A 12,846-nucleotide genomic window follows, 5' to 3' on the forward strand; every position below is an offset into this window, starting at 1 on the left:
GGTTGATTGCCTGTCTTGCTATTCGGCAATTGGTTGGGCTGTCTCCCTGAGGCCGCCGAAACGTTTGTAAAAGGCCTCATTCGGACGGGGCAGAGGGCCAGAGGCGTTCTCAAGATGTTCATCCAGCCATTGCTCGGCGCGGGCATAGATTTTCCGGTACAGGTTCCGGCACAGTTGCTTAGCGCTTCGGCCCTCCCAGTCTCCGGGAAGCAGCTCATCGGGCAGCTGCGGATCTCTCAGAAGAATTTTCCGGTACTCATGAATCAGCAGAATCCTGGCGAGCAGGCATTCCTGGGGTGTCAGGTTGTCATTTGACTGCAATTCCCGCCAAAGCGGTCTGAATTGTTCGAGAAAGTGGCGATAGCGGTATGCCAGCTCGTCCAGATTCCAACTCTCCCGGACTTGCAGTCTGAGGGCTCTGGGGCTTTTCTGTTCCAGAGGCTGGGTCTGCATGACAATAGTGTCGTCCAGTGCTCCCCACTCCTGCAGCATCGGAATCAGTTGGTGGCGGGTATAGCGGGGATGCTCCATGACGCCGGGTGCAATGTTTCCAAAGCTGAGCCACTTCAGCTCATCCCGGACTTTCTGCTTCGTCTCAGAATCCAGCTGGTTCAGGAAGACCAGGCACCAGCTCCCGCTCCATTCCTCATTGGTAATGCTGTAGACATGTTGAAAAGCCTGTTGGAATCGACGGAGTCCGGGGCCCGTCAGGCTGTAGTAACTGCATCGCCCGATCCGCTCGGTCTGGAGCCAGGTTTCCTGAACCAAGCGATAGACCGACGTTCTGATCAGTCGTTGGCTGATGCCTATGGGTTCCAGCAGCTTCATAAGGCTGCCCAGCCACACTGTGCCACCCCTCGGCGCAATCGCGTCACCGTAAACGGTAATGATGAGTGAGCCCGCTCTGAGAGGGCGCTTTTTCTGAAAATCTTTTACAAGGTTTTCTAGCTGAGTCTTGGCTGACATGATTTTGGTATCGAATTCATAAAATTAAGAAACTTTGTCGTGTCGCTATTATGCGGTTCTTGCCGTTGAGGTAAAGCGCACCCTTCACCCGCGCCCAGACTGGCGGCTTTGCCGAAGGTCGACTTTACTCTCAACAGTGCTTCCGGATGAAACCAAAACCGGTTGACACTGGAATTATGATACAATAACTTCGTTTGATATTCGTCAACGGTATCGAGTTTTTTGCCGGTGGTGAAGGTTCTGAGTCTTTCTGGTCTGGTTCTGTGAGGCAAGGGCCGGTTTGAAGCGGGGTGGTGGTCCGTGATTCGTGACACGAAAGTGGAGCGAAAATGTCAGGCCACCGTCTTATTTCTGAGATACGAGAGCGGGGTGGCTCAGCCCCCACACAATTCGGGAGAACAAAAACAATGCTTAGCACAATGATGCGTCGCGCGGGTAAATGCGCAGCAGTCGCTGCCGCTGGTCTCATGATGATGAGCGCCCAGGCAGCCGAACCAATCAAAATCGGGTCCTTCCTCTCAGTGACAGGGCCAGCCTCCTTTCTCGGTGACCCCGAGCTGAAAACGCTTGAGATGTACGTCGAGAAGATCAACGAAGATGGTGGTGTCCTGGGGCGTCAACTCGAACTGATTCATTACGATGACGTAGGTAATGCCTCCTCAGCCCGTAACTTTGCGAGCCGTCTGCTTCGCTCTGACCGGGTTGATATTATCGTAGGCGGGAGTACCACCGGTGCCACAATGGCCGCTGTTCCTCTGGTGGAACAAGCGGGTGTTCCTTTCATTTCACTCGCTGGCGCAGTGGTTATTACAACACCGGTGAAGAAATGGGTTTTCAAGACGCCGCAAACTGACCGTATGGCCGCCGAGCGTGTTCTGGGTGATATGAAAGAGCGTGGCCTGACGAAAGTGGGTCTGATTTCCGGAACCGGCGGTTTTGGTAGCTCTGGCCGTGCCCAGACGCTCGAAGTCGCCGAGATGATGGGTGTCGAAATTGTGGCCGACGAGACCTACAGTGGATCCGATACCGACATGACCGCGCAGCTGACCAACATCCGGAATACCGACGGTGTTCAAGCTGTATTGAACTTCGGTTTCGGGCAGGGCCCGGCCATTGTTACTCGTAACTACAACCAACTGGGCATCGAACTTCCGTTCTACCAGTCTCACGGTGTGGCATCCGATAGCTTCCTCGAGCTTGCCGGTGATGCAGCCGAGGGTCTTCGTCTTCCCGCCTCACCTCTTCTGGTGCCGGATTCCCTGCCGGAATCTGATCCCCAGAAAGAGGTGGTTCAGAACTACAAGTCGGAATACGAAGCGCGCTGGGATTCCAAGGTATCGACCTTCGGTGCCTACGCATACGACGGCCTGATGCTGGCTGTCCGCGCGATCGAAGAGGCAGGAAGCACTGATCCGGAAGCCGTTCGCGACGCTCTGGAAAGCATCAGTGGCTACGTTGGTGTGACTGGCGAGTTCAATATGTCTCCTGAGGATCACAACGGTCTTGATGCCGATTCGTTCCGGATTCTGGAAGTCCAGAATGGCGACTGGAAGCTGATCGACTGATCCTATCTGTAACTTGTCTTTCCGCTGACTGATGACTGCCCGTTCCCGAGAGGGTGCGGGCAGTCAGTCAGCCGGTGTTCGACCGGAATCTAGGCTATGTTCTCGGAATTCTTACAGTATCTCTTTACCGGGGTTACTATCGGTGCAACCTATGCATTGATCGCCCTTGGCTTTACCCTCATCTATAACGCCAGCCACGTGATCAACTTCGCCCAGGGCGAGTTCCTGATGATCGGCGGTATGGCGACCGTGTCCCTCACCGCCATGGGCGTGCCCATGATCCTTGCGGTGGTTCTTGCCGTTGTACTGGCCGGAATTCTGGGTATTCTTTTGCAGCGGTTTGCCATTGCTCCGGCAAAGCAGGCAGACGTGGTAACTCTCATTATCATCACCATCGGCGCCTCGATCTTTATCCGCGGTATTGCCCAGATTGTATGGGGTAAGGAATACCACGTGATGCAGAATTTCACGAGTGACGAGCCGATTCAGGTGTTTGGCGCTGTCCTGAACAGTCAGAGCCTATGGGTTTTGGGCATTGGCGCCGTGCTCGTCGTGGCGCTCGTACTGTTCTTCACCAGGACGCTGATCGGTAAAGCGATCCTGGCCACGTCCATGAACAAGGAAGCGGCGCGCCTGGTGGGCATCCGGACACAGATGGTGCTGATGCTGGCGTTCATGGTATCTGCGCTGCTTGGCTCGGTCGCCGGCATTGTGGTGGCCCCGATTACGTTCACCTCTTATGACATTGGCATCATCCTCGGCCTGAAGGGCTTCGTTGCTGCGGCGATTGGCGGTCTGGGCAGTGGTCTGGGTGCGGTTGTCGGCGGGCTTCTGCTCGGCGTGGTCGAGGCAATGTCGGCTGGTTACCTGTCCTCCGACTACAAGGATGCCGTTGCATTCTCCATGATCCTGCTGGTGCTGTTCTTCCTCCCCCGCGGATTGTTTGGTGCCAAAGTAGTGGAGCGTGTCTGATGTTGAATCGTCTTATGCAGTCACGCCTCCGGGGAGTAATGGTCCTCGCGCTGATTCTGATTATTCTTCCTGCCTTTCTCGGTAACCCGTTTCACTATGAGCTGGTTACCCAGATGGCAATTATTGCGGCCACCGTGGTGGGCCTGAACCTTCTGGTAGGCTACGCCGGTCAGATCAGTCTGGGTCACGCCGGTTTCTTTGGCCTCGGGGCCTATTTCACCGGTATCGCAACCGGGACCTACGGATGGCCGTCAGTGCCGGCGCTGCTGGTTGGTGCCGTTGTTGTGGGTATCATTGCCTGGGTGGTCGGGCGACCGATCCTGAGGCTGAAGGGGCATTATCTGTCCATGGCGACCCTCGCCGTCGGTTTTATCATTGCCATTATCCTGAACAACGAGCGTGCTCTTACTGGCGGCCCAGACGGTATGCCGGTTCCGGCGTTTGAGGTGTTCGGCTGGGAATTGAGCACGTTTGGCCAGTACTCCCTGTTTGGTCTTCAGATTGAAGGCTTCCAGGCCTGGTACATCTTCGCCAGTGTGGTCCTGCTGGTGGCTGTCTGGTTCGCGCTGAACCTGATTGAATCGCCGATTGGCCGTGCCTTGCGCTCGGTACACGGGTCGGAAGTTGCTGCCCGCGTCGTGGGTGTGAATACCGCCAAATACAAAAGCCTGGTGTTTGTCATTTCTGCCGTTTACGCCAGCCTGATGGGTAGTCTCTATGCCCACTTTCAGGGCTTCATCACGCCGGCAGTCGCAAGCTTCGAGTTCTCCATTCTGTTCATCACCATGGTCGTGCTGGGCGGCATGGGGTCGACGTTCGGTGTCATTCTGGGCGCCGTCGTGTTGAAGCTCTTGCCTCAGGTTCTGGCCGATTTCCAGGAGCTGGAGACCGTGATGTTTGGTCTGATTCTCATGCTGACCATGATTTTCATGCCGAAAGGCCTTCTGCCTACCTTGACCGCAGTCGTTTCCACGAAACTGGGTAAGAAAAAAGCCGGAGGTGCCGCATGAGTGCACTGGTTGAAGTAAAGGGGCTGGACAAGGCCTTCGGTGGCGTTCATGCGGTTGAGGATGTCAGCTTTGCGGTAGAAGCCGGGCAGGTCTTTTCGGTGATTGGTCCGAATGGCGCTGGCAAGACCACCCTGTTCAATCTGATCACTGGACTGTATACGCCGACGGGCGGCGAAATTCGGTTGAATGGCGAGAGCACGACTGATCTCGAGCCCAACGAGCTCGCCGAGCGGGGCATGTGCCGGACATTCCAGCAGATGCAGATCTGTATGAACATGACCGCCATTGAAAACGTCATGCTCGGTCGTCATCTGAAGCTCAAGAGTAACCTGTTCACCACGTTGTTCCGTCTGCCGGCATTGCGCCGGGATGAGGCGGCCGCGCGTGCGCGGGCTGCGGAGCTTATGGAATATGTAGGCTGCGGGGAGTATCTCGAGACCGAGGCGTCGGCCATGTCCTACGGTGCGCTCAAACGCCTCGAGATTGCCCGGGCACTGGCCGCCGAGCCGCGGATCATTCTCCTTGACGAGCCGGCGGCCGGCCTGAATGCAACCGAGACGGCGGCGCTGGAACAGCTGATCCGGAAGATTGCCGACGAGGGTACGACGGTGATGCTGGTTGAACACGACATGAAACTGGTGATGGGTATTTCCGACCGGCTTCTGGTTCTCAACTATGGCCGCGTATTGGCCGAAGGTACCCCGGCAGAAATCCGCCAGAATCCGGATGTTATCGCTGCCTATCTGGGTGGCTGAGTAAGGAGGCAATTCGAATGACACAGCAAAACACGGGAATTGCGCCTGCCCAGTCACGTGGTGAGCAGGCGATTGGGACCATTGTGCGGGAGCACCAGGCGCTCTGGCGCACGCTTGATCTTCTTGATCAGCTTCTGCACGACATGAACATCAATCAACAGCGTCCGGACGAAAAGCTGTTGACCACCATTTTCGATTACATTCAGCACTTTGCCCGTCGGGTGCACAGTCAGCCCACTGAGATTGTGCTGTACCGGCTGCTCGGAGAAAAGTCTCCGGAGTCCGTGCCGCTTCTGGAAAAGCTCTCCAAAGGCTATGAGATTGGCGATGTGAAAGTGAATGAGCTGCGTCAGCTGCTCAAGGCCTGCATGGAAAAGTGGCCGGAGGGGCGTGAACAGTTCAGTCATGCGCTGGCCCGCTTTAGTGAAGCCCTGCGCAAACACATCCGCAAGGAAGAGGGCGTGGTGATCCCCAGAGCTCGCGATCTGTTCAGCGAGGGGGACTGGGAACAAATCATTGAAGCCCGGGACGTGGAGAACGATCCCCTGTTCGGCGAACGGGTCCGTGATGAGTTCCGGGAGCTTCGCCACCAGATTGTCAGCTATACGCCTGAGCGTTTCGGTGGTCTTGGCCTGAAGCACGAAGAGCGTATGACGGCCCCCCACGAGAAGGAGGAACTGCTGTCCGTCAAAGGCCTGGTGACCTCCTATGGCCAGATCGAAGTCCTCCATGACGTCGATATCAAGATCAACAGTGGCGAGATCGTGTCGCTGGTCGGGGCCAATGGTGCCGGCAAATCAACCTTGTTGATGACCATTTCCGGTCTGCAACCGGTCGATCGTGGCAGTGTGCTGTTTGAGGGCAAGGATCTGGGCAAGGTAGGTACCGATCAGAGGGTCAGTCAGGGCATCGTTCAGGTGCCGGAAGGACGCCAGGTATTCAAGGATCTGAGTGTCCATGACAACCTGTTATTGGGGGCCTACACCCGTGGCCGGACCCCGGAAGTCGCCGAGGATCTCGAGCGAATGTACGGCAAGTTTCCGATTCTCCGGCAGAAGCGTCACAACCTGGCCGGGGAGCTTTCCGGCGGTCAGCAACAGATGCTGGCCATGGGGCGCGCACTGATGGCCCGCCCCCGGCTGTTGCTGCTTGATGAACCAAGCATGGGCCTGGCGCCGCTGATCATCGAAGAGATCTTCAACATCGTCAAGGAGCTGAAAAAGGAAGGTATCACCATCTTCCTGGTTGAGCAGAATGCCTCCCAGGCGCTGGCTCTGGCCGATAGGGGCTACGTCCTCGAAACCGGCCGCGTGGTGATTGAGGGCACCGGCAAGGAACTGCTGAGCAACGAGAAAGTCCGTGAGGCCTACCTGGGCATGTAACGCCAGCTCGTTTTTGAAGCACAAATAAAAGGGGGACAGGTCGCTAAACCTGTCCCCCTTTTATTTGCCTGTGACTTTCTCCCTGGGGTCCAAGACAGGGAGAAAATCTGGCAGCCCGGTTTTACTCGGGCTTCTTGGCAACCAGTGTCAGGATATCGTAGCTCGCAACCATTTCGTCGTTCTGGTTGTGAACCTGTACATCCCAGACCACGACACCCTGTGGGTGCCCGTCCGGCGATGTCCGACCCTGATCGATTTTGCGCTTGCAGGTCAGCCGTGCCCGGATGGTGTCTCCCGGTGCAACCGGCTCGATAAAGCGGAGGGTGTCCAGGCCGTAGTTCGCCAGAACCGGGCCTTCGCCGGGAGAAACGAACAGGCCGGCCGCCGCGGACAGCACAAAGTAACCGTGGGCGATGCGCTTGCCGAACTGGGATTCCCTTGCGGCCAGTTCATCAAAGTGCATGTAGAAATGATCACCGGACAGGCAGCCGAAGTTGACGATGTCCGCTTCGGTGACAGTGCGGCGGTGGGTCAGCAGGGATTCGTTGATCTGCAGATCCTCGAAGTGCCGACGGAACGGGTGAACGTCGTATTCAATCAGTTCGGCACCACGAACGTATTCGCCGGTCACGGCGGCCAGCATCGTGGGCGAGCCCTGGATCGAGGTGCGCTGCAGGTAATGGTGAACTGCACGGATACCGCCCAGCTCCTCACCACCACCGGCTCGGCCCGGCCCGCCATGCTTGAGCATGGGCAGTGGCGAACCATGGCCGGTGGATTCCTTGGCAGCTTCCGCGTTCAACAGGTGCAGGCGTCCGTGGTAGGCCGCCAAGGCTGGAACGATCTTGCCAGCGATGGCCGGATCACGAGTGGTCAGCGTGGTGACCAGGGAGCCACGGCCCTTGGCAGAAAGCGCCAGAGCATCCTCAATGGTGTCGTAGGGAATAACCGTGGCGACCGGGCCAAACGCCTCGATATCGTGGGCTCCACAGCCGCTTTCGGGATTGCGGCACAACAGCAGGTGCGGCTCGATGAATGCGCCGTTTTCGGTGCCTTCGCCAGTTGGCTTGAAGTTGTCATCGCCACCAACTACCAGCTCGCTGGTCTTCAGCAGTTCCTGGATATTGGCTTTGACATCCTCCAGCTGGTCAATGGAGGCCAGTGCCCCCATCCGGACGCCTTCTACGGAGGGGTCGCCCACAGTGACCTTGGACAGGCGCTCCTTGAGCTTGTCACAGACTGCCTCAACCTGATCGCGGGGCACCATGACACGACGAATCGCCGTACACTTCTGGCCGGCTTTGGCGGTCATTTCACGGCCGACTTCCTTCACGAAAATGTCGAATTCCTCGTGCTCTGGGGTGACGTCCGGAGCCAGAATGGCGCTGTTCAGGGAATCCGCTTCGGCATTGAAGGGGATGGAGCGATTGATGATATTCGGGTGATTGCGCAACTTGCGTGCGGTGGCTGCGGAACCGGTAAAGGTCACTACGTCCTGCTCTTCCAGGTGCTCGAACAGGTCGCCGGTGCTGCCGATGATTAACTGCAGGCTGCCTTCGGGCAGGGCGCCGGATTCCTGCATCAGGCGAACCGCCAGTTCGGTGACGTAGCAGGTAGACGTGGCCGGCTTCACGATGGACGGCATGCCTGCCAGGAACGTGGGTGCGAATTTCTCCAGCATGCCCCAGACCGGGAAGTTGTAGGCATCAATGTGTACGGCAACACCACCGCGGGGTACCATGATGTGGGTGCCGGCAAAGTGGTTGTTCTTGCCCAGTGGCACCACCGGTCCCTCGTGGAGGACGTTGCCTGAGGGTAGCTCGCGTCGGCCCATGCTGGCGTAGGAAAACAGGGTACCGAAGCCACCATCAATATCGATACCGTTGTCGCCCTTGCTGGCGCCAGTGTGCATCGACAGTGCGTACAGTTCCTTCTTGTGCTCCTGCAGGTACATGGCCATAGCCTTCAGGGCCAGGGCACGCTCCTGGAAATCCATCGCCATCAGGTTCTTGCCGCCAACCTTACGGCCATATTCAACGGCATCTTTGAAATCAAGGGTATCGTCGTGGGTGTGGGCCACGATCTCGCCATTCACGGCGCTGGGCAGAGCCTTGGCGGCCTGCTCGCCGACCCACTGGCCGGCGATGAAACTTTTCAGGACTGACATTGGAAACTCCGTTCATTTCTGAAAACGTGAAGGCAAGTCCTGTCATACAGGACTTGCCTTTGTCGGGTCTTGATGGGCAGTTGTCGAAAAACGACTTACATTTCGTCGTAGTCGAGAACAACCTTGTCGGAGACCGGGTAGCATTGGCAGGAGAGTACGTAGCCTGCTTCGACTTCGTAATCCTCCAGTGCGAAGTTCTGGTCCATTTCCACTTCGCCTTCCACCACCTTGGCGCGGCAGGTTGAGCAAACGCCGGCTTTGCAGGAGAAGGGCAGGTCTGCGCCTTCCTCGTTGCCGGCGTCGAGAATGCTCTTGGTGTCGCGCACCAGCGGGAAGGTCAGTGACCGACCGTCGGCGATCACGGTGACTTCACTGATGGACTGTGGATCGACCTTGATGTCTGCACGGTCCTTGCGAGCCTGGGGCGCCCCACCAGCCGGGGTAAACAGCTCGAAATGGACCTTGCTCTTGTCCATGCCATGGTGGAGCAGAGAGTCGCGCACTGTCTCGGTCATCAGCTGGGGGCCGCAAATGAACGCCGCGGTCAGGTCCTTGGCATTGATCCAGTGGTCGAACAGCGCATCACACTTCTCGTGGTCGATGCGGCCGTTGTACAGGTCGATGTCCTGCTCTTCGCGGGTGAAGATATAGACCAGGTTGAAGCGCGCCATGTACTCGTTCTTCAGGTCCTGAAGCTCGTCCCGGAACATAGTACTGCTGGTCGCCTTGTTGCCGTAGAAGAGAGTGACTTCACTCTTGGGCTCGGTCTCAAGGGTGGTCTTGATGATGGACAGGATGGGCGTGATGCCACTACCGGCTGCAACCGCGAGATAGTTGCCTTCACGCTCGGGGTCCAGATCCACGGAAAAATGCCCCTGTGGTGGCATGACTTCCAGGGTTTCTCCGGGCTTGAGCTGCTCATTGGCAAACGTGGAAAACACGCCACCGGGAACCTTTTTGATGGCAATCCGGAGATTCTGATCATTAACGCTGGTGCAGATAGAGTATGAGCGGCGGACTTCCTCGCCGTTCATTTTTGTTCTGACCACCAGATGCTGGCCTTGCTTGTAGGCAAACTTGTCTGCCAGGTCATTTGGCAGATCGAAAGACAGTGATACGGCGTTTCTTGTTTCAGGTCTGACCTCTTTGAGGGTCAGTGGGTAGAATTTATTCATGATCGTATCGGCTCTAGATGCATTTGAAATAGTCGAAGGGTTCGAGACATTCCCTGCAACGATAAAGCGCCTTGCAGGCGGTCGATCCAAATTCGCTCACCCGCTCGGTCTCGTGGCTGCCGCAACGGGGGCAGGTGATGACCTCGGGTTCGCCGAGCAGGCTCATTTTGCTGGAGCTGCCCTGGGGCGGTGCGATTCCGAACGCTCTTAGCTTCTCTTTGCCTTCGTCTGTGATCCAGTCGGTGGTCCAGGCGGGGGTCAGCACCTGATTGATCTTCGGATTCCGGAACCCCGCCGCGCGCAGGGCCTCCGAAATCAGTTCTTCAATCAGCTCAGTGGCCGGGCAGCCGGAATAGGTTGGCGTGACATCGACGGACAGTTCTTTCCCGTCCCATCGAACCGCCCGGACAATACCGAGTTCCACGACGCTTACCGCCGGCACCTCGGGGTCCTTAACCTCTTCCAGAAGGGCCCAGATATCTTTCTCGGTCAGCAGATCGGGGCGAGCGTTGGCCGGTACCCGGTCGCTGGCGATCAGGATATCTACCGCTGACCTTGCGTCGGAATCACCATGTTTTGGCATCGGGATAGGCCCTCTGCAGAAACTGCATTTCTGCCAGAATGAAACCAAGATGTTCGGTGTGTTCGCCGTGTTTTCCGCCCATATACATCCAGGCATCTTCGGCGCCGGGAGTCAGGGTGGCCTGAGCGAGAACTTCACTGACCAGACCATGCCAGTCGTTCTTAAGCTGCTCAGGGTCCGGGCCAATGCCGGCCTTCGCCATCAGCTCATCGGTTTCGTCCGGGGTGATCAACTCGCCGGTGAAGCGCCACAGGATATCGATCGCATCCTGCATGCGGCGATGGCTTTCTTCGGTGCCATCACCCAGGCGTTTCACCCACTCGGATGACCGGCGGAGGTGGTAGGTGGCTTCCTTGAGCGCCTTGGCTGCAACGCCGGCAATCCGCTCGTCATTGGCTTCGCTCAGGCTCTTGAGGGTGAAGTAGTGCCAGACATCGAAAAAGAACTGCCGGCCCATGGTGACCGCATAGTCTTCGTTCGGCTGCTCGGTCAGGAGCAAGTTGCGATAGTCATGGGCATCCCGGCGGAAGGCCAGCTTGTCGGCATCCCGGCCATCGTCAATCAGCTCAGCGGCATACTCGTACCAGTTGCGGGCCTGGCCGACGAGGTCGAGTGCAACGTTCATCAGTGCCATCTCTTCCTCGAGCGCGGGCGCCTTGCCACACAGCTCGCTAAGGCGCTGGCCAAGAATCATGTCGGAGTCTGCCAGGCGAAGCAGGTATTCTTTGAGTGCTTCAGATTGTGTCATGCCAACGCTCCTTACATGTGTCCGACTTCGTCAGGCAGCTCGTAGAAAGAGGCGTGCCTGTAGATTTTGTCTTCAGAGGGATCGAAAAGGACCTCTTTTTCGTCGGACGCAGACGCGGTGATCGTTTCGGAAGGCACAACCCAGATGCTCACACCCTCACTACGGCGTGTGTAGAGATCGCGGGCATTTTCCATGGCCATTTCTGCATCGGAAGCGTGCACGCTGCCAACGTGCTTGTGATTGAGACCATGCTTGCTGCGAACAAAGACTTCGTATAGGCGCCATTCAGACATAATAGATTCCTCCGATATCAAGCGGCTTCTGCGCGCTGCTTTTGTTTTTTGGCATAGGCGACGGCGGCTTCGCGAACCCAGGCGCCTTCGTCGATTGCTTTCTTGCGAGTGCTGATACGCTCGCGGTTGCACGGGCCGTTACCCTTCAGAACGTCGTAGAATTCCTGCCAGTTGATTTCACCGAAATCGTAGTGGCCGGTTTCTTCGTTCCATTTCAGGTCCGGGTCAGGCGCGGTGCATCCCAGGAACTCAAGCTGCGGCACGGTCTGGTCGATGAACATCTGGCGCAGTTCGTCGTTGCTCTTACGCTTGATTTTCCAGGCCATGGACTGCTGCGAGTTGGGGGATTCGTCGTCATGCGGGCCAAACATCATCAGTGCCGGCCACCACAGACGGTTAATCGCGTCCTGAACCATGGCTTTCTGTTCTTCGGTGCCTTCGCGCATCATGTCCAGCAGGATCTGGTAGCCCTGACGCTGGTGGAAACTCTCTTCCTTACAGATGCGAATCATGGCGCGGGAGTAGGGGCCATAAGAGGTGCGCTGCAGCACCACCTGGTTAACGATGGCGGCGCCGTCGACCAGCCAGCCAACCGCACCCATATCGGCCCAGTTCAGGGTCGGGTAGTTGAAGATGCTGGAGTACTTGGCCTTGCCCTGGTGCAGTTTCTCGATTTCTTCGTCGCGGTCAGCGCCCAGAGTCTCCATGGCGCTGTAAAGGTACAGGCCATGTCCGGCTTCATCCTGGATCTTGGCCATCAGCTGAAGCTTGCGCTTGAGAGTGGGAGCCCGGGTTACCCAGTTGCCTTCCGGCAGCATGCCGACCACTTCCGAGTGGGCGTGCTGGGAAATCTGGCGGATCAGGGTCTTACGGTACCCTTCCGGCATCCAGTTTTTCGGTTCAATTTTCGTTTCCGCATCGACCTTTTCCTGGAACGCGCGCTCTTCGGGCGACATCTCTTCCAAGGTTTTAAGGCGCTTGCTGCCGGTTTCAACGAGCTGGGCGTACATACATTACCTCCGAATCGGGCTTTTTGTTCTGTTGCTCCGTGAACAGTCCTATCCCTGTGAATACTGTGGAACCTTAGCCTAATATTATATGATACTGAATAAATATCAAGAAATGTTTTTGTGTGTCATATCGGCTTTGGCGTGACGATTTAAGGTCCGTATAATTTTGAAAGAAAAGAATAATTTGTTTTTGTCGAGTGATTTTTAAAGTTGCTGGAAA

General features: G+C 56.9%; 12 protein-coding genes and 1 pseudogene. 6 read left to right on the plus strand and 7 right to left on the minus strand.

Annotated features, from left to right (window positions below):
- Positions 1–18: 18 nt before the first annotated feature.
- The gene (gene paaX, locus QQF73_RS03130; protein ID WP_219866877.1) at positions 19–966 is read right to left on the minus strand and encodes a phenylacetic acid degradation operon negative regulatory protein PaaX; all 948 of its coding nucleotides are present in this window, start codon (positions 964–966) and stop codon (positions 19–21) included.
- Positions 967–1,373: 407 nt separating this feature from the next.
- Here paaX and QQF73_RS03135 point away from each other — a divergent pair, with 407 nt between their 5' ends.
- The 6 genes and pseudogenes from QQF73_RS03135 to QQF73_RS03160 all read left to right on the plus strand — a co-directional run bounded on the left by QQF73_RS03135 (position 1,374) and on the right by QQF73_RS03160 (position 6,650).
- Positions 1,374–2,531 (plus strand): ABC transporter substrate-binding protein, encoded by a 1,158-nt coding sequence (locus QQF73_RS03135; RefSeq protein ID WP_219866876.1) that lies wholly within the window; start codon positions 1,374–1,376, stop codon positions 2,529–2,531.
- 96 nt (positions 2,532–2,627) lie between these two features.
- Complete coding sequence (locus QQF73_RS03140) at positions 2,628–3,503, plus strand: branched-chain amino acid ABC transporter permease (protein WP_219866875.1); 876 nt, start codon at positions 2,628–2,630, stop codon at positions 3,501–3,503.
- Positions 3,503–4,513, plus strand: coding sequence for a branched-chain amino acid ABC transporter permease (locus QQF73_RS03145; protein ID WP_219866874.1), 1,011 nt, complete (start codon positions 3,503–3,505; stop codon positions 4,511–4,513). Before QQF73_RS03140 ends, QQF73_RS03145 begins: the two co-directional genes overlap by 1 nt.
- Positions 4,510–5,268, plus strand: coding sequence for an ABC transporter ATP-binding protein (locus tag QQF73_RS03150; RefSeq protein ID WP_219866873.1), 759 nt, complete (start codon positions 4,510–4,512; stop codon positions 5,266–5,268). The genes QQF73_RS03145 and QQF73_RS03150 overlap by 4 nt, the downstream gene beginning before the upstream one ends.
- 17 nt (positions 5,269–5,285) lie before the next feature.
- Positions 5,286–5,735: pseudogene (locus tag QQF73_RS03155) on the plus strand (hemerythrin domain-containing protein); the annotation flags it as partial.
- 210 nt (positions 5,736–5,945) lie between these two features.
- The gene (locus QQF73_RS03160; RefSeq protein ID WP_324125400.1) at positions 5,946–6,650 is read left to right on the plus strand and encodes an ABC transporter ATP-binding protein; all 705 of its coding nucleotides are present in this window, start codon (positions 5,946–5,948) and stop codon (positions 6,648–6,650) included.
- 121 nt (positions 6,651–6,771) lie between these two features.
- On the opposite strand, the gene paaZ is transcribed toward QQF73_RS03160, so the two are convergent.
- From paaZ to paaA, 6 genes are all read right to left on the minus strand, one after another.
- A complete protein-coding gene (gene paaZ, locus QQF73_RS03165; protein ID WP_285367194.1) occupies positions 6,772–8,817 on the minus strand; it encodes a phenylacetic acid degradation bifunctional protein PaaZ in 2,046 nt (681 codons plus the stop codon).
- A 95-nt stretch (positions 8,818–8,912) separates the two neighbouring features.
- Positions 8,913–9,992: a 1,2-phenylacetyl-CoA epoxidase subunit PaaE gene (gene paaE / locus QQF73_RS03170; protein ID WP_285367195.1), complete on the minus strand. Its 1,080-nt coding sequence runs from the start codon at positions 9,990–9,992 to the stop codon at positions 8,913–8,915.
- A gap of 13 nt (positions 9,993–10,005) precedes the next feature.
- Positions 10,006–10,575, minus strand: coding sequence for a 1,2-phenylacetyl-CoA epoxidase subunit PaaD (paaD, locus tag QQF73_RS03175; RefSeq protein WP_285367196.1), 570 nt, complete (start codon positions 10,573–10,575; stop codon positions 10,006–10,008).
- Complete coding sequence (gene paaC, locus QQF73_RS03180; RefSeq protein WP_219866868.1) at positions 10,559–11,323, minus strand: 1,2-phenylacetyl-CoA epoxidase subunit PaaC; 765 nt, start codon at positions 11,321–11,323, stop codon at positions 10,559–10,561. Before paaC ends, paaD begins: the two co-directional genes overlap by 17 nt.
- Positions 11,324–11,334: 11 nt before the next feature.
- Positions 11,335–11,616, minus strand: coding sequence for a 1,2-phenylacetyl-CoA epoxidase subunit PaaB (paaB, locus tag QQF73_RS03185; RefSeq protein WP_219866867.1), 282 nt, complete (start codon positions 11,614–11,616; stop codon positions 11,335–11,337).
- 17 nt (positions 11,617–11,633) lie between these two features.
- Positions 11,634–12,626 (minus strand): 1,2-phenylacetyl-CoA epoxidase subunit PaaA, encoded by a 993-nt coding sequence (gene paaA, locus QQF73_RS03190; protein WP_219866866.1) that lies wholly within the window; start codon positions 12,624–12,626, stop codon positions 11,634–11,636.
- Between the last annotated feature and the right edge of the window lie 220 nt (positions 12,627–12,846).

The sequence above is a fragment of the Marinobacter albus genome (assembly GCF_030238305.1).
In the GTDB taxonomy this organism is placed as follows: domain Bacteria; phylum Pseudomonadota; class Gammaproteobacteria; order Pseudomonadales; family Oleiphilaceae; genus Marinobacter; species Marinobacter albus.

Coding starts and splice junctions, on each gene's coding strand:
- paaX (WP_219866877.1), bottom strand. CDS start 966: ATGTCAGCCAAGACTCAGCTAGAAAACCTTGTAAAAGATTTTCAGAAA.
- paaA (WP_219866866.1), bottom strand. CDS start 12,626: ATGTACGCCCAGCTCGTTGAAACCGGCAGCAAGCGCCTTAAAACCTTG.
- QQF73_RS03135 (WP_219866876.1), top strand. CDS start 1,374: ATGCTTAGCACAATGATGCGTCGCGCGGGTAAATGCGCAGCAGTCGCT.
- paaZ (WP_285367194.1), bottom strand. CDS start 8,817: ATGTCAGTCCTGAAAAGTTTCATCGCCGGCCAGTGGGTCGGCGAGCAG.
- paaD (WP_285367196.1), bottom strand. CDS start 10,575: ATGCCAAAACATGGTGATTCCGACGCAAGGTCAGCGGTAGATATCCTG.
- paaE (WP_285367195.1), bottom strand. CDS start 9,992: ATGAATAAATTCTACCCACTGACCCTCAAAGAGGTCAGACCTGAAACA.
- QQF73_RS03140 (WP_219866875.1), top strand. CDS start 2,628: ATGTTCTCGGAATTCTTACAGTATCTCTTTACCGGGGTTACTATCGGT.
- QQF73_RS03145 (WP_219866874.1), top strand. CDS start 3,503: ATGTTGAATCGTCTTATGCAGTCACGCCTCCGGGGAGTAATGGTCCTC.
- paaC (WP_219866868.1), bottom strand. CDS start 11,323: ATGACACAATCTGAAGCACTCAAAGAATACCTGCTTCGCCTGGCAGAC.
- paaB (WP_219866867.1), bottom strand. CDS start 11,616: ATGTCTGAATGGCGCCTATACGAAGTCTTTGTTCGCAGCAAGCATGGT.
- QQF73_RS03150 (WP_219866873.1), top strand. CDS start 4,510: ATGAGTGCACTGGTTGAAGTAAAGGGGCTGGACAAGGCCTTCGGTGGC.